Below are 15,191 nucleotides of genomic sequence, written 5' to 3'. Positions count from 1 at the left end.
GGCAGCGGCTGGTCCTATAGTCGAGGCTGTGAGCGCCTCCGCAGGATTGTCACCCGCAGCGACCCGCGACACGCAGGACCTGGCGAAGGTCTTGCGTGTCATCGCCGATCCCGTGCGCCTGCAGTTGATCGCACTGCTCGCTGACGCGCCTGATCAGGAAGCGTGCGTGTGCGACCTCGTCGAAGGCACGGGGTTGACGCAGCCGACGATCAGCCACCACCTGAAGAAGATCCACGAGGTGGGACTGCTGGACCGCGAACGGCGCGGCGTGTGGGTCTACTACCGCCTGCGTGACGGGGCGATGGACGCCGTTGCGCAGCAGTTCAGCGCGCTCGGACGGCCAGGCGCCTGAGTTTCCCGGAGATCCGGTGTTCAAGACATTGACAGCCGTCGATGTCTCGGTAAGACTCGATTCACCTCGCGTGGGGAGCGAACGAAGGGGAATCGTTGTGCATGTCGTCATCGAGCTGCTGTTATACGCGTTGAACCGGCTCGTGGGGCTGATTCCTTGGTTCATGTTCGCAGTCGTCTTCAGCGTGCTGCTTCAGCACATGAGGGTCGACGTCCTCGTTGGTAGATCATTTCGCAAACGGACGGTCATAGCCATCGTCCTCAGCACGGCCGTTGGCGCGTTCAGTCCATTGTGCTCCTGCACCGTGATCCCGTTGATCCGCGGTTTTCTCGCCGCCGGTGTGCCGGTCTCGGTGGCTATGGCGTTCTGGATCGCCTCGCCCTCGATCGACCCGGAGATCTTCGGTCTCACCGCGGCCGCGCTCGGGATGCCGGTCGCGGTGGCCCGGCTGCTCGGGGCGCTCCTGCTGAGCCTGGCGGCGGGCTTCGTGACCCTGTTCATGGAGCGGCGCGGGTGGCTTGACCAACCGTTGCGGCTGGAGATGGCCACGACGGCGAAAGCCGCTGACCCGGTGACCGTGGGATCGGCCTCGCGGTCGGCGGCAGGGACAGCTCTTCCGGATCGTGCGGACGACACCGCCGAGTCGGGAGGCTGCTGCGGATCCGAGCCGGCGAGCCCGCCCGTGGAGCAGAAGCCCGAGCCGTGGTGGCCGCAGGCACGTGCAGGCCTGGCGCAGATGGGCGCACGACGGTTCGGCAGCGAGGTGCTGCGCGACGTGTGGCTGCTCGGGCGCTGGATGCTCGTCGCGGTGCTGGCCGAAGCGCTCATCGTCAAGTTCGTCCCGCCCTCGGTCGTGTCCGCCGGCTTCGGAGACAACGTCGTGCTGTCGGTGGTGCTCGCCGCCGCCATCGGTGTACCGCTGTACCTCAACGGTGTCGGCGCGATTCCCGTGGTCGGTGGTTTGATGGCGACGGGCATGAGCCCGGCGGCCGCGACGACGTTCCTGCTCGGCGGCGCCGTCACGACCATTCCCGCCATCGCCGCGGTACGCGTGCTGGCCTCCACCCGAGTTTTCTTGCTGTATCTCGGTATCGGCTTCTTCGGCAGCATGCTCGTCGGGCTTGTCACAGCGGTCTTCGTGCACTGACGAGGTGTCTGGGGGAGCGGTGACCGCAACGGCAAGACTGAGTGACAGGCCGTCCTTGGTGTGGCGTGGTGACGCGCTGATCGCGGTCGACCAGACATTGCTGCCGCATGAGCACCGGCTCATCACTTTGTCCACTGTGGATGCGATAGTCGACGCGATCCGCCGGCTGGCCATCAGGGGTGCGCCCGCGATCGGCGTGGCTGGAGCGTTCGCGGTCGTGATCTCCGCCCGCAGGAGGTCCGGCCCAGACGCCATCAGAGCGGACGCGGTACGCATCACGGCCGCGCGGCCGACGGCGGTCAACCTGACTTGGGCGGTCCAGCGGGTGCTGACGCGTCTGCCGGAAGGCCCGGACGCGATGCTGGCCGAGGCGTTGACCATCCTGCACGAGGACGCGGACATCACCGCCGCGGTGGCGGACAGAACCGCCGAAGTGGTGCTCGAGCTGACCACACGGCGACCGCTGCGCATCCTCACCCACTGCAACACCGGCAGGTTCGCCACAACCGGTGTGGGCACAGCGCTCGGGGCGATTCGATCTCTTGCAGATGCGGGTCATGTGGAATCGGTGCTGGCCACGGAAACCCGCCCGTTGCTGCAAGGTGCTCGACTGACCGCCTATGAACTGGCCGAGGCAGGTATCCCGTGCCGGGTGTGCGTCGACTCCGCCGCGCCGGCCGCCATCGCAGCCGGGGTGGTCGATGTGGTCGTCGTCGGAGCAGACCGGGTGACGGCCAACGGCAGCGTTGCCAACAAGATAGGCACGTACTCGCTCGCGTTGGCCGCCGCGCGCAGCGGTGTCCCCTTCATCGTCGCCGCTCCCGAATCAACACTGGACGCCGGTACGGCGATCACCATTGAGGAGCGCGACGAAGAGGAAGTCCTCAACTTTGTAGGCGGCCGCATTACTCCCCCAGGTGCGGCCGCTTACAATCCCGCCTTCGACGTCACCCCGGCCGACCTGGTCAGCGCCGTGGTCACCGAACTGCGAGTGCTGGCCGCCGGCAGTGCACATCGTGTGGCAGCACTGGCGCGCCAGCTGCACGCCAGAGGGTGGATGGACGGAACAGCGGGCAACCTGTCGGTCAGGTTGCCGGGCGGCCAGGCGCTGATCACGGCAAGTGGTCGCAGCAAAGGAGAACTGACCGCCGCCGACATCGTCCAGATGCACGCCGAGTCCGGTCTGCCGACCCGATGCCCGGGACCTCCTCTGTCGGCGGAAGCAAGCATCCACGCGGCGCTGTACCGCGCGTTTCCGGACTGTGGTGCCGTTGTACACGCTCACCCGCCTCACACCACCGCGGTCGCCGCCTTGGCAGCGGAAGCCGGAGCGGTGACGTTCACCGACTTCGAGATCATCAAAGGGCTTGGCGCCACGTCTGTCGTACAGGTGCCCGTGTTCACGAACTGGGCCGAGGTCCCGAGAATCGCGGCGGAGATCTCCCAGCGGCTGACCGACCGGCAAGGCCCGCCGGTCCTGTTGATCGCCCATCACGGCGCCACCGCCTGGGGCGCGACGCTGGACGAGGCACGCAACCGGTTGGAAAGCCTGGAAGCGTTGTGCCAGTTGCACTTGCTCACAGACCAACGATGACCGTCTGCGTACGGAAGGCACGATCATGGCTCTGTTACAGGTCATTCCCGAGAACGACGGAAACGCTGTCCTGCTGCGGACCACGGATGTCGGTCTGATCGCCGAAGAACTCGCGCGGTTCGGCATCTCGCTGCAGCAGTGGCCGACAGTCGAGCTGCCTCCGGATGTGGGGCAGGCGGAAGTGCTCGCCGCCTATGGCGCCGAGGTCGACCGCTTGCGCGCTGACGAGGGCTTCCGCTTGGTCGACGTGGTCCGGCTGCGTCCGGACGACTCCGATCCCGAGTGGCCGGCGAAGGCCAAGGCCGCCAGGGAGAAGTTCCTCGACGAGCACACCCACGACGAGGACGAGGTCAGGTTCTTCGTCGAAGGACGCGGATGTTTCTACCTGCACCTGGGCGACCGGATCTACGCGGTGGTGTGCGAGGCCGGTGACCTGATGTCGGTGCCCGCCGGCACCCGGCACTGGTTCGACATGGGTACGGTGCCCGAGTTCTGCGCGATCCGGTTCTTCGAGGAGGAGGACGGCTGGATCGCCGGGTTCACCGGCGACACCATCTCGTCCCGGATGCCGTCGCTGGACGGGCTGCTCGCTCCCAGCCATCAGGTTCGGACGTAGCGGCGCAGGGAGAACGCGATCAGCGGCAGCCCGACGATCGCGGGCAGGAACCAGAACGTGACTGGCGGCAAAAGCTGCCACAGCGGCAGGCGCGGGCCGTTGTCGACGTAGAACGCCGTCAGCATCGCGATGTAGGAGCCGCCCATGCCGACGATGTGCCAGGCGAGCCAACCGCGCCATCGCGTCCGTCGCGCGGCGAAGCCCATCGCGGCCAAGGCCGCCGCGGCGGCACCGAGGGTGGCGAGGTGCCACAGGTGCGTCCAGTCGGACATGGCGATCACGCTGCCGGTCAGCGCGACGCCCGTGAGTCCGGCGAGGTAGAACAAGCCCCGGCGGGGATGTCGGCCGGCTCGCTTGGGGCTGAGCATGGCGGCGGCTCCGGTGATCGTGGCCATGAGGCCCAGCAGGACGTGGCCGACGATCAGGACTTGCAGGGCCATCGCCATCACCAGCTCACGACGCCAGTGGTGCCGTCGACCGCGACAGTTTGTCCTTCGGACAGCACGCGGGTCCCGTTGCCGGTTCCTACGACCGCGGGGATGCCGTATTCGCGGGCGACGAGCGAGGCGTGCGCGGCGAGGTTGCCGCCATCAGTGATAACCGCCGCCGCAATGGCGAACAGCGGAGTCCATGCAGGCGTCGTCGTCGGTGCGACGAGCACCTCACCGGGGACGAACCGATCGATCTCGCTGGGCTCGCGCAGAATCCTGACCCTGCCGCTGGCCCGCCCCGGGCTGGCCGGTTGGCCGGTGATCGAGTTGTCCGCGGCGGGTGTCGGGGAGTGGGCAGCGCCTGCTCTGCTCATGACCGCGCCGATCAGGCGGGACGGGGTACCCAGCTGCAGCGGTGCTGCCAGACGACGTTGCCGTTGCCAGGTCGTGCGCCGCCGCTGAATCACCGCAGCGAGGTTGTTGTCCTTGGCATTCAGCTCGGCGCGGGTGCAGAAGAAGATGTCGGTCGGATCGCCGGATAGCAGTTCCGCGCCATGACGCAGGGCAAGGCGGCGCAGCAACGGCCAGCCGAGCGTGAGGTCACGCGCCTGCTGCTCGCGAATGACGGCATAGCGCTGAGCGACGGCGAGCAACGCGTCGAACTTCGCCCGCAGCGAGGGCCGGTTGGTGAGTGCGTCGCGACACAGGTTCTCTGCGGCCGCACGGTTTGTGGCGGACGTGACGCGTCGCGATTCATCCACTGTGGATCGCGTTGTCATCGGGTGGTACCAGTCGAGCGAGTACACCGCGTGCGGCGGGATGTCCGTCTCGATGCCCGGCAAGCCGGCGAGCAACACCGCTATGCCGTCAGGAAGCTGATCTGGAAGGTACCGCCGGGCGAAACGTCCCAGCGCGGCCTCCATCTTCCACGCGGCGCCTCCGACGACGGCCAGCAGCCACAGGTACTTGCCCGCGAGGACGGCGATGTCGTCAACCGTGCTGTCCGTGCTGTCGACCAGCTGCTGGTAACGCGTACGCAACTCCGTCCAACGGACATGGAGTTGCGCGAGAAGCGCAGTGTCAGCAGCAGAAGGGTTCACCAGAGGCTGGACCAACGCATGACGCATGAACCGCAGCAACGTCAGCCTGCCGCGGACGAGAGCGCCGGCGAGCCGCGCAGGTGTGATGACCGGGTGCGGCGTCGTGTAGTACCAGCCGTGCACGAGCTCGTGCCCGAACGGCAGCGAGACGCCGGCCGTCGCCTTCATCTCCTCGTTGAACCCGGCGATGATGCGGGGGAGCACCCAGTCGGCGAACAGCGGAGTCAGCGGCTCCGGCAGCCACTCGCCGAGCCGGAAGTTGCGCTGCCACAACCCTGGACCGGGTGCGCGCCAGTCGACGGGATCGGGCAGGGCGGTCATCGGCCGTGCCTGCAGCAGGAACAGCCGCCCCGCCGCGAAGGCCCACTCGATGTCCTGCGGCCGTCCGAAGTGGGCCTCGACTCGGCGGCCCAACTCTGCGACCGCGCGAACCTGATCGGCGTCCACCGCGTGTTCGGTCACCCGCTGACATCGCACCGCACTGCCTCGCACCGTCCACTGATCGCCGACGGCCTCGCCGCCGACCAGTCGCTCGCCCAAGCCGCGGACCGCGGTGACCAGTAAGTCGTCCCGGTCACCGGTGAGCGGGTCCGCGGTGAACGCCACTCCCGCGGCGTCGGCTTCGACCATCGTCTGGACCAGCACCGCCATCTGCGTCGGCGTGTCCCGGTACGCGGTCACGCGCGCGGCGGCCATCGAGGCTCGGCAGGCCCGGACCGCCTCGGGGAGTCCGTCGAGGGGGACGTTGAGGAACGACTCGTACAGCCCGGCGTAGGACGCGTCGGGGAGATCCTCCGCCGCAGCCGAGGACCGCACAGCGAATGGGCTGCTGCCCAGCCGCTCGGCGGCATCGAGCAACGCGGCGTCGAGAGCTGTGTCGGACTGATCGAAGGCGCGTGCGAGCACGACGAAGCCCGGTGGCACGGGGAAACCGATCGCGAGCAGCTCGGCCAACGTGGACGCCTTGCCGCCTGCTTCCTCGCGGTCGACGTCTATCGCCTCGGTCAGGTGAAGGATGTCCACGGCCACCACCACCTATAGCTAGTATTGCTATAGGTAGCGATGCTACTCCAAGGCCTTGAACTGGCAAGTCGTGACTTTGTCAAGCTGCCGGAGTAGCGTTGCTACCTATGAGGCCCGAGACGCTCAAGGGGCACTTGGACGCGTTGCTGCTGGCGGTCCTGGAAGGCGGGCCGCGACACGGCTACGCGGTGATCGACGCCGTGCGGGAAGGCAGCGACGGCACTTTCGATCTGCCGACCGGGACGGTGTACCCGGCGCTGCATCGGCTGGAGCGTTCTGGACTGGTGCACAGCCGGTGGGACACCGTTGGCGGTCGGCGTCGCCGCACCTACGAGATCACGCTCGCCGGGCGCGAGGCCTTGAAGGCAGAACGGGTTGTTTGGGACACGTTCTCGACGGCGGTGTCAGCGTTGCTGGCGAGGCGACAATGGCCCGCGACGTCCTGATCATCGAGGGTTATCTGGCCGCCCTCGCCACTCGTCTTCCAGGCCCGCGCCGGGCGCGCGTCGCGGTGCTCGACGAACTCCGCGACGGTTTGACGGAAGCCGCCGCCCGCCACACCGACAGCGGTAGCCCACCCCGAGCGGCCGCCGAAGCCGCCGTCGACGAGTTCGGCACGGTTGACCAGGTCGCTGCCGCGTTTGCAGGGGAATTGGTCACGCAGCAGGCACGCCACGTCGTCACGGTGCTGGTCGTCACCGGCCCGCTGGTGGGTGTCTGGTGGCTGCTTCTGCTCGCGCCGACTTCACCGGCAGGCATTCCGGTGCTGCCGTTGATCTGTGTCGCGGTCCTCATAGGACTGCTGGTGCTTGCCACCACTGGCGGTTTGACGCGCTGGGTGCCGTCCGCTGTCCCTCGGCGGGCCTTGGCTGGCGCTGCAGCGGTCGTGGTGGGCTGCATGGTCGGGGACCTCGGCATGCTCACCGTCCTGGCCACCAGTTCCGATGCCGGGCTCAGCGTCTTGGCCATCACGGCCGCACTGGCGAGCCTGATTCGGCTCGGTTGTGGCGTTCATCTGCTGCGCGCGTGCCGCCACGCGCAGCAGGCGCTCAGTGGTGACGAGCCAATTTCGCCGCGGAGATCGGCAGGATGACGGCGAGGAACAGCCCGCCGAACATCGCGCCAGTGATCGAGCAGGCGCCGTGATGGTGGCGAAGCGCAGGTTGTGCCGCAGGTCGCGGAAGCTGTTGTCGCGGCTGTAGCGGGGCGAAGGCGGCGTGCGTCGTTGGCAGTGAGACCAGCCCGCTGCCGCGCCACCGCGCAGGTCGACCGGCTCGAGTCGTCACGAGTCCTTCGTTGACCGTCATGCTTTCATCTCCGCCTTCCGGCCCCACGGCATGTGGCCGTTGTGAGTTGCGTCGTGGCAGCGCAGCACCGTTGACAGCCGAAGAATACTCAACCATCATTGAGTCAATGAACATTGAGTGGTCTTCCTCGGTGGTGGAGCGGGCACGGCTGTACGCGGTGCTCGGCGAACCCGCGCGGCTGGCGATCGTCGACCGGCTGCTTCTTGGTGACGCCTCGCCCAGCGAGGTCGGCCGCGAGCTCGGCCTGCCCAGCAACCTGCTGGCACACCACGTGAAGCTGCTCGAACAGGCAGGCGTGCTGGAGCGCATCCGCTCGGAAGGGGACCAGCGCCGCAACTACCTGCGCCTGCGTGCGGACGCGCTGACGGGGCTCGGCCCGGCGGGAAACCGGACAGCGCCGCGCGTGGTGTTCGTCTGCACCTACAACTCGGCGCGCTCTCAGCTCGCCGCGGCGCTGTGGAAGAAGCGCAGCACCGTTCCCACCGCCTCCGCCGGTACGAAGCCGGCGGACGGAGTGCACCCGCTCGCGGTCGCGACCGCCAAGGCGCACGGCCTGCCGCTCGCCCGTGCCCGAACCGCACGCGTCGAAGACATCCTGCGGCCGGACGACCTCGTGGTCGCCGTCTGCGACAACGCCCACGAACAGCTCGACAGTCACCTCGACCGCCTGCACTGGTCGGTTCCCGACCCGGCCCGCGCCGGCACCGAGGACGCCTTCGAACACGCCTTCCTCGATCTCGCCGACCGGGTCGACCGGCTGGCCCCCGTCGTTCACCAGTCTGGAGAAGACCGATGACCCTGAGCATCGACCAGCAACTCGCCCTCAAGACCGCCGCCAGCCGCCTGCAGTCGCAGTTTCACGGCATCTTCGGCACCGAGACCATCGAACGGTTCCTGAACACCAGCTACGACCAGTTCGCCTCGAACAGCACCATCCCGAACTTCCTGCCGCTGCTGGCAGAACGGTTCGCCCGCCAGAGGCTGCACGCGCTGGCCAAGGTCGAAGGACACGTGACGGACAACAAGCCGATCGTGCTCTTCCTCTGCGTGCACAACGCCGGGCGCAGCCAGATGGCGCTCGGGTTCTTCGAAGACCTCGCCGAGGACCGCGCGGTGGCCTGGTCCGGCGGCTCCGAGCCCGGCAACCAGATCAACCCGGCCGCCGTCGAGGCCATGCTCGAGCGCGGCATCAACATCTCCCGCGAGTTCCCCAAGCCATGGACCGACGAGATCGTCCGCGCCGCCGACGTGATCGTCTCTATGGGCTGCGGCGACGCGTGCCCGGTGTTCCCAGGCAAGCGCTACCTGGACTGGACGCTCGACGACCCAGCGGGCAAGGACGTCGCCGACGTTCGCCCCGTGCGCGACGAGATCGAGCGCCACGTGCGTGAGCTCCTCCAGGAACTTGGGGTCGAGGCACGCGTCTGACTTTCTCGAGGGCGTTCATGAAGGTCCGGAAGCGAGAACGGGGCCGAAAGTCCGCGCGGCGATCTCTTCCGCCTGCGACTGCTCGACGATGCGTCCGGGGACCTCGGGATGCTCGCTGATCCAGGCGTGGGCGGTGGTGTGGCTCCGGAAGAAGTTAAGTGCGTCGCAGCATGCCGTGGCCGCGGGTCCGCCGCCTGGGCGTTGTCCGACGAACACCACCGCACCGGCAGGTTCCCAGGTCGCCTTACCGTCCCGCGTGGTGACGGTGATCGGCTCGCCGGTCACCGGGTCAGTGGAGGTGATCTCGGCGTCACGGTTGAGCATCGCAGGGATGCCGAGCGCGTCGATCGCGCACATCGACCACACCTCGGCGCCACCATCGATCCGTACATGGTGGCGCGTCTCCGTGGCGGAGAACGGATAAGCGGCGCGGATGTGCCCTTGCCCGTCCAAGGTCAGGAAGTCCTCGCGGGCCAGTTCCTCCAGCACGTCACCGGCCGTCCGGCCCGCTTCGGCGGCGATCGGTTCCAGCTCGTCCAGTGCGGAAGCGGCGCCGGTGGCGGCGAACTGGCGCAGCACCGCCTGATGCACCGCCCGCAGGCCGCGCGCGTCGGGCGCGCGACGCCCTCTCCCGCCACGGCCGACGACGTCGAGCGCATCCGATTCACAGCAGTCGCCGACAGCGGCCGGTTGCGCAAGGCCGGTACTGTCGATCGCCTGCCTCAGTGCGGCTTCGCTCGGCGCTCCTGCCACCGTTCCGTCCGCGCCCCGGTATAGGCGGCATGACACCGATGGCACCGCCTCGGCAGCCGCGAACGGGTCGATGCCGTCGAGCAGGATCGTCGGAGAGCCCGTCATCCCCAGTGCACAGGCCTGGTCTTGGTCGTGTACCTCGACCAACTCGATCTCAGCGGCCCGGCCCGCGAGCGCAGCTGTGACCCGCTCGAGCGCAGGGGCCGCATTCGGGCATCCCGGAACCGTCAGCACCGTGATTCGCATTGCGTGCCCTCCAGCCTTGTTCCATACACCACGACGCTAGACCTTCCAGCGCACTGGAAGGTCAAGGAGTAGCGTCCGGGGTATGCGCATCGGGACTCTTGCTGCGACAAGTGGCTTGAGCACGAAGACCATCCGCTTCTACGAGCAGTCCGGTCTGCTGCCGGCGCCGCCACGTACAAGTGGCGGCTACCGCGACTATCCCGAGCAAGCCATCGCGCGACTCGCCTTCGTCCGCAACGCGCAGAGCGCCGGGCTCACGCTCGCCGAGATCAGCTCTGTCCTCGCGTTGCGCGATGGTGGACAGGCACCCTGTGGTCACGTCACCGCATTGATCAGCGAGCGCCTGGCCGACATCGAGCGCCGCCTGGCCGAGATGACCAAGACTCGCGACGCGCTCCGCGGTCTTGTCCGCCGAGGTGCTGTGACCGACCCGGCGACCTGTACCGAGAACGACATCTGCACGATCATCAACCCGGCTGGGCATCGGCCTCGCCCAGCTCATCACAAGTGACCAGCTGTCAGGTCGAAGCGGTTGGTGTTCAACGGAAGTGGGGACCGCCCGCGTGGACGGTCCCCACCTTGGTTAGTCGTTCCCACTAACCGATCCCGGCCATCGGTAGCCGAGTCTTAGTCGCCGATCCGGCCGCAGTCCGTCCGGCGCACCGCGATCACGGACGGGCGTGCGATCGTGCCGGGTCCGCCGGGCCAGGTCGAGCCGGGCTTCTCCACCGTCGCACCGTCGATCTCACCGGGATGCTGTACGGCGACGATGACACGCCGTTCCTCAATGATTGGCCCGCAGGTCTCCGCGCCGACGGGCACGGTGAGGAACTGCTTGACCTGACCGCGATAGCGACCGTCCACAGCGACGCCGAAGAGGCCGTCGTTGGAGCCGAGCGCGCTGCCGTCCGTTGCGATCCACAGGTTGCCGTGGCGGTCGAACGCGAGGTTGTCCGGGCAGGACACCGCCGACACCTTGTCCTTCGGGAACCCGGCGAAGTAGGTACTCGGGTCCGCAGGATCGCCGCACACCAGGAACAACCGCCACCGGAAGCTCGTCGCCGCGGCGTTGTTGCGCGACTCCATGACCTCCATGATCTGGCCGTGCCGGTTGCGGGTGCGCGGGTTGGCCTCGTCCGGCGCCGCCTTGCCTGCCACGCCGCGGTCGGAGTTGTTGGTCAGTGCGATGTAGACGGTCCCGTTGTCCGGGTGCGGCTCGACGTCCTCGGGCCGGTCCATCTTCGTCGCGCCCACCTTGTCTGCGGCGAGACGCGTGAACACGTAGACCTCTTCGGCGGTCATGCCCGGCACGAACGACTTGCTCCCGCTCGCCAGCGCGACCCATTCGCCGGTGCCGTCGAACGCGCCGTCCGAGGGCAGCTTGCCGGACCCGTCGATTTCTGCGGCGGGGCTGTCGCCGGTGAACTTGGCGACGTACAGCGTGCCTTCGTCGAGCAGCGTGAGGTTGTGCCGGCGGGCGGCCTGGCTGTTGCCGCGCCGCATGCTGTTCTTGGAGACGTACTTGTAGAAGTAGTCGAACCGCTCGTCGTCACCCATGTAGAGCACGACCCGGCCGTCAGGGGTGAGCCGCGGCTCGGCGGCTTCGTGCTTGAACCGGCCGAGCGCGGTCCGCTTGCGCGGCACGAAGTCCGGGTCGAACGGGTCGATCTCGACGACCCAGCCGTGCCGGTTGGTCTCGTTGGGCTCCTGCGCCACGTCGAAGCGCTTGTCGAACCGCTCCCACTTGCGCTCGCTCGCCGTACCCCGCAACCCGTAGCGGGTGAGCCGCGCCTTCGTGGTCGGGTCGGTGACCAGGTCGGCGTTGCCGAAGTACTGGTTGAAGTTCTCCTCGCCGGACAGCACCGTGCCCCACGGCGTGACGCCACCACCACAGTTGTTCAGCGTGCCCAGCACCGTGCGCCCGGCCGGGTCCGCCGAGGTCTTCAGCAGCGCGCTACCCGCAGCCGGCCCGGTGAACTCCAGCTTGCTCGTGGCGGTGATCCGGCGGTTGAGCCGGTGCTTCACCGGCGAGAGCTTGCCGGAGCGGCGCTCTTCCGCCAGCACGACAACGCTCAGACCGTGCGCCGCCCAGGCGATCTCGACCTGCTCACGCGTCGGGTTGGCCGCGCTGTACCCGGCGAACATCACCAGCTCGCTGGTGTACTCGTGGTTCGCGACCAGCACGAGCCGATCGTGGTCGAGGTCCAGCAGCGCGAGGTAGTCGACGTTGAAGCCGAACTGCTTCGCCTGCGCCGCAGCGGTCTGCTTGGCCGGATCGAATGCCGGCGCGCCCGGTAGAACCGGGTCACCCCACCGGATCACGACGTCTTGCTCGTAACCGGGCGGGACGACCACGGAGTCGAGCTTGTTGTGCGCCACCGGCTCGAAGCTGAGCCCGCGAGCACCGCGGCCGCCATGGAGGCTCAGCTCGACATCGGGCTCGGGGCCGGCGAAAGCAGGTGCGGCGACAGCGGCCGTTCCGGCGGCAGCCAGCGACAACACTGCCGTCGACCGCAGCAGCGAACGGCGGGACAATGCGCTGGCGATCACGTCGCCGAGGTAGGGATTGGCCGAGGTGTTGGGCGCCTCGTGGAAGCAGGCGTCGCCGCAGCGGTAGCGGCAGGTCAGGGCGGAACGCCCGGCGTGGTTGGTCGACGCCAACGGCAGCGGGATGATCCGCTGGTCCGTGGTGGGACGCGGCGGCACGGTACCTCCATGCGAGTCCATCGGGAACGACAAGCGCGGTAGATCGGCTTATGTCGATCCAGGACAGTAGGTGGTCGTGCCGGTCGGCTGGCGACGCGAACATGAACAGCGGGCGAACCCTGCCTGACCTACACCGCGGTGCGCTCGCCGCTGACGCTGGACAGCACGGCGGCCATCCTGTCGGTGGTCTCCGGCCGCACCCGGTAGTACACCCATGTGCCCCGGCGCTCGGAATCGACCAGACCGGCCTGCCGGAGCAGCTTGAGGTGATGGGAGATCGTCGGCTGGGAGAGGTTGAACGCCGGTGTGAGCTCGCAGACGCAGACCTCGCCGCTGGGTCGCGAGGCGATCAACGACAGCAGCCGCATGCGCACCGGGTCGCCGAGCGCCTTGAACATCGTCGCCAGTTCGACTGCCTGGACTTCGGCGAGCGGCTCCTCGGAGAGGGGCTCGCAGCAACCGCCCTCTTGCTTCGACATACTTCAATATTGACTGTTCTTCGCCCGAGGTGCAACATGACATAGACAGACTTCAATACAACCTGGAGGTAGGACACTCATGAGCGAGCAGACCGAGCTGCGGGAAACGGTTCGCGCCAGCTATGCGGCAGCAGCGACCGCTGTGGCCCAAGGGGGAGGTGGGTGCTGCGGCCCGGAGGCTATGGAGATCGACGAGAACTTCGGCGCCACGCTCTACGCCGCGGCCGATCGCGACCAGCTGCCCGCCGAGGCGGTCGCCGCCTCACTCGGCTGCGGCAACCCCACCGCGGTTGCCGAGCTCCGCGAGGGCGAGCGGGTGCTGGACCTGGGCTCGGGCGGCGGCATCGACGTCCTGCTCTCCGCCCGCCGTGTCGGTCCGACCGGTAAGGCCTACGGGCTGGACATGACCGACGAGATGCTCGCGCTCGCACTGTCCAACGCGGATAAGGCCGGCGCCACCAACGTCGAGTTCCTCAAGGGCAACATCGAGGCCATCCCGTTGCCCGGCAACACCGTCGACGTCGTGATCTCCAACTGCGTCATCAACCTCTCCGTCGACAAGCCCGCCGTGTTCGCCGAGACCTTCCGCGTTCTGCGCCCCGGCGGCCGCATCGGCATCTCCGACGTGGTCGCCGACGACCACCTCACGCCCGCCGAGCGAGCTGAGCGGGGTTCCTACGTCGGCTGCATCGCCGGGGCCCTCACCTTCACCGAGTACCGCGAAGGTCTGCAGGCGGCTGGCTTCGCCGGCATCGAGATCACGCCGACCTTCGAGGCCGCGGACGGGATGCACGGAGCGATCGTGCGCGCGACCAAGCCGATCGAATCGGCTGACATCCCTGTTGTGACGCAGGGTGAAGCGTCGTGCTGTGGCGTCAGTGCGTGCTGCACGCCGACCGAGCAAGCGGTCGAGCCGGGCGTGACGTTGGCCGAAGCCAAATCCGCTGCCGGATGCGGCTGTCAGTGACTTACATCAGGTATCCGGGCACAGGCTTACCGTCGAAGCTTGACCACAGAAGCTGAGCCCTGGGCACCACAAGGTTGCACCTTGCCCACCGAGGAGCGTGCACTGCGCGTCGCCGACGTGTTCGAGGCGCTCGCGGCGCCGGTCGAAGGAATGTCGTCGTGACCGGATTGCGCGCCGAGAGGGTTGTCGAGGCTGCGGGTGTGAACTGGCAGACCCTGCGGTTTTACGGGCGGGCCGGACTCCTCGCCGAACCGGACCGGATGTTGGGCGTGCGGGCACCGGATCGGTCTACACGAGAAAGCCGGCGATGCAGCCGGAGATGGCCTTGACGGAGTCTGGTTCGCTGTCACCCCGACCGGCGAGAAAGCGAGTGGTTAGGGCCTTGCTGCTCACCTCAGCGCCACATCGGCCTCGCAGAGGATACGACCGTTGTGACGCATGCGAATGGGAAGGAGGGACAGGCGACGTCGCAGCGCCAACGAGACCGGGCCCTTCGGTGCTTCAGCGGAGCTCAAGGCCATCACACGTCGCCTTGACGAGCTGAACGACTACTGGACTCGCCTTGGTGATGACCTGAGGATTCTGCGGACTGCCCAAATCGAGGCAGACCAAGCGTTTGTGGGAGCGCGTGCGCGAAGCAGAGGCGCAGGCTGACCGGCTTTCTGGTCACGCGTCACGACTTTGTGCGGAGCGGCGCCTGGCTGCAGCACGTCCAGAGCCCGCTGCCGTGCTGCGCAGGCTCTCCCAACGCTTCGGCGAAGTGCCGGCGGACATTGGGTACCCGAAATTGCGCGACCCGATGCTGGACGACAAGCTCATGCCGTACGTACGCGGACTTCCCTATACGTCGGCGAGCAGCGGCGGCCTCGTACTGATCAGCCTCGCGTGATACCTCTCCTTGTGGGAAGTGGCCTACGAGCAAGGTGCACGCGCGCCGGGACTGCTGATCATCGATAGTCCCCAGAAGAACCCGGGACACGGCGCACATCCTGACGACCCCGACTTTGCAGATACCCGGCTGGTCGAGACCTTCTACAGCCGC

Annotated in this window: 17 protein-coding genes and 1 pseudogene; 13 read left to right on the top strand and 5 right to left on the bottom strand. The window is 67.8% G+C overall.

Annotated features, from left to right (window positions below; translation table 11 throughout):
* Positions 1-28: 28 nt before the first annotated feature.
* The 5 genes and pseudogenes from IG04_RS0109295 to IG04_RS0109280 all read left to right on the top strand — a co-directional run bounded on the left by IG04_RS0109295 (position 29) and on the right by IG04_RS0109280 (position 3,709).
* A complete protein-coding gene (locus tag IG04_RS0109295; RefSeq protein ID WP_051769333.1) occupies positions 29-352 on the top strand; it encodes an ArsR/SmtB family transcription factor in 324 nt (107 codons plus the stop codon).
* Positions 291-1,499, top strand: coding sequence for a permease (locus IG04_RS0109290; RefSeq protein WP_338043507.1), 1,209 nt, complete (start codon positions 291-293; stop codon positions 1,497-1,499). The genes IG04_RS0109295 and IG04_RS0109290 overlap by 62 nt, the downstream gene beginning before the upstream one ends.
* Before the next feature lie 37 nt (positions 1,500-1,536).
* Positions 1,537-2,523, top strand: a pseudogene (gene mtnA / locus IG04_RS48035) (S-methyl-5-thioribose-1-phosphate isomerase); the annotation flags it as partial.
* Positions 2,518-3,093, top strand: a complete 576-nt coding sequence (gene mtnB, locus IG04_RS48030) for a methylthioribulose 1-phosphate dehydratase (RefSeq protein ID WP_276326663.1) — start codon at positions 2,518-2,520, stop codon at positions 3,091-3,093. The pseudogene mtnA and the gene mtnB, both read left to right, overlap by 6 nt.
* Positions 3,094-3,118: 25 nt before the next feature.
* A complete protein-coding gene (locus IG04_RS0109280; RefSeq protein WP_030476154.1) occupies positions 3,119-3,709 on the top strand; it encodes a 1,2-dihydroxy-3-keto-5-methylthiopentene dioxygenase in 591 nt (196 codons plus the stop codon).
* On the opposite strand, the gene IG04_RS0109275 is transcribed toward IG04_RS0109280, so the two are convergent.
* Complete coding sequence (locus IG04_RS0109275) at positions 3,694-4,149, bottom strand: DUF2306 domain-containing protein (protein ID WP_144065159.1); 456 nt, start codon at positions 4,147-4,149, stop codon at positions 3,694-3,696. The two genes, IG04_RS0109280 and IG04_RS0109275, sit on opposite strands and share 16 nt — an antisense overlap.
* A 5-nt stretch (positions 4,150-4,154) precedes the next feature.
* Positions 4,155-6,263 carry a PEP/pyruvate-binding domain-containing protein gene (locus IG04_RS0109270; RefSeq protein ID WP_159460418.1) on the bottom strand — a complete coding sequence of 703 codons (2,109 nt, stop codon included), beginning with the start codon at positions 6,261-6,263 and terminating at the stop codon, positions 4,155-4,157.
* 107 nt (positions 6,264-6,370) lie between these two features.
* Between IG04_RS0109270 and IG04_RS0109265 the strand changes: the two genes are divergently transcribed.
* The 4 genes from IG04_RS0109265 to IG04_RS0109250 all read left to right on the top strand — a co-directional run bounded on the left by IG04_RS0109265 (position 6,371) and on the right by IG04_RS0109250 (position 8,998).
* Positions 6,371-6,709, top strand: a complete 339-nt coding sequence (locus IG04_RS0109265; protein WP_030476151.1) for a PadR family transcriptional regulator — start codon at positions 6,371-6,373, stop codon at positions 6,707-6,709.
* Positions 6,691-7,356, top strand: a complete 666-nt coding sequence (locus IG04_RS43830; RefSeq protein WP_051769329.1) for a permease prefix domain 1-containing protein — start codon at positions 6,691-6,693, stop codon at positions 7,354-7,356. Before IG04_RS0109265 ends, IG04_RS43830 begins: the two co-directional genes overlap by 19 nt.
* 320 nt (positions 7,357-7,676) lie before the next feature.
* On the top strand, positions 7,677-8,366 hold the full coding sequence (locus IG04_RS0109255; protein ID WP_030476149.1) for an arsenate reductase/protein-tyrosine-phosphatase family protein: 690 nt from the start codon (positions 7,677-7,679) through the stop codon (positions 8,364-8,366).
* On the top strand, positions 8,363-8,998 hold the full coding sequence (locus tag IG04_RS0109250) for an arsenate reductase ArsC (protein ID WP_030476148.1): 636 nt from the start codon (positions 8,363-8,365) through the stop codon (positions 8,996-8,998). Before IG04_RS0109255 ends, IG04_RS0109250 begins: the two co-directional genes overlap by 4 nt.
* A gap of 15 nt (positions 8,999-9,013) precedes the next feature.
* On the opposite strand, the gene IG04_RS0109245 is transcribed toward IG04_RS0109250, so the two are convergent.
* The gene (locus IG04_RS0109245; RefSeq protein WP_030476147.1) at positions 9,014-9,997 is read right to left on the bottom strand and encodes an alkylmercury lyase family protein; all 984 of its coding nucleotides are present in this window, start codon (positions 9,995-9,997) and stop codon (positions 9,014-9,016) included.
* Positions 9,998-10,079: 82 nt separating this feature from the next.
* Here IG04_RS0109245 and IG04_RS0109240 point away from each other — a divergent pair, with 82 nt between their 5' ends.
* The gene (locus IG04_RS0109240; protein WP_030476146.1) at positions 10,080-10,508 is read left to right on the top strand and encodes a heavy metal-responsive transcriptional regulator; all 429 of its coding nucleotides are present in this window, start codon (positions 10,080-10,082) and stop codon (positions 10,506-10,508) included.
* Positions 10,509-10,624: 116 nt separating this feature from the next.
* Here IG04_RS0109240 and IG04_RS0109235 read toward each other — a convergent pair whose 3' ends face one another.
* Positions 10,625-12,703 carry a PhoX family protein gene (locus IG04_RS0109235; RefSeq protein WP_036014098.1) on the bottom strand — a complete coding sequence of 693 codons (2,079 nt, stop codon included), beginning with the start codon at positions 12,701-12,703 and terminating at the stop codon, positions 10,625-10,627.
* Between the two features lie 128 nt (positions 12,704-12,831).
* The gene (locus IG04_RS0109230) at positions 12,832-13,182 is read right to left on the bottom strand and encodes an ArsR/SmtB family transcription factor (protein ID WP_030476144.1); all 351 of its coding nucleotides are present in this window, start codon (positions 13,180-13,182) and stop codon (positions 12,832-12,834) included.
* Between the two features lie 79 nt (positions 13,183-13,261).
* Here IG04_RS0109230 and arsM point away from each other — a divergent pair, with 79 nt between their 5' ends.
* The 3 genes from arsM (at position 13,262) to IG04_RS46380 (ending at position 15,038) form a co-directional block, all read left to right on the top strand.
* On the top strand, positions 13,262-14,149 hold the full coding sequence (gene arsM, locus IG04_RS0109225) for an arsenite methyltransferase (protein WP_030476143.1): 888 nt from the start codon (positions 13,262-13,264) through the stop codon (positions 14,147-14,149).
* 39 nt (positions 14,150-14,188) lie between these two features.
* Positions 14,189-14,311 (top strand): hypothetical protein, encoded by a 123-nt coding sequence (locus IG04_RS48590; protein WP_276326658.1) that lies wholly within the window; start codon positions 14,189-14,191, stop codon positions 14,309-14,311.
* Positions 14,312-14,777: 466 nt separating this feature from the next.
* Positions 14,778-15,038 carry a hypothetical protein gene (locus IG04_RS46380; protein WP_144065158.1) on the top strand — a complete coding sequence of 87 codons (261 nt, stop codon included), beginning with the start codon at positions 14,778-14,780 and terminating at the stop codon, positions 15,036-15,038.
* Positions 15,039-15,191: the final 153 nt, after the last annotated feature.

Origin of the sequence: Lentzea albidocapillata (genome assembly GCF_000719115.1) — a bacterium.
GTDB lineage: Bacteria > Actinomycetota > Actinomycetes > Mycobacteriales > Pseudonocardiaceae > Lentzea > Lentzea albidocapillata.
The sequence above is the reverse complement of the archived record's forward strand: the minus strand, read 5'-3'. Positions and strand labels throughout refer to the sequence as shown.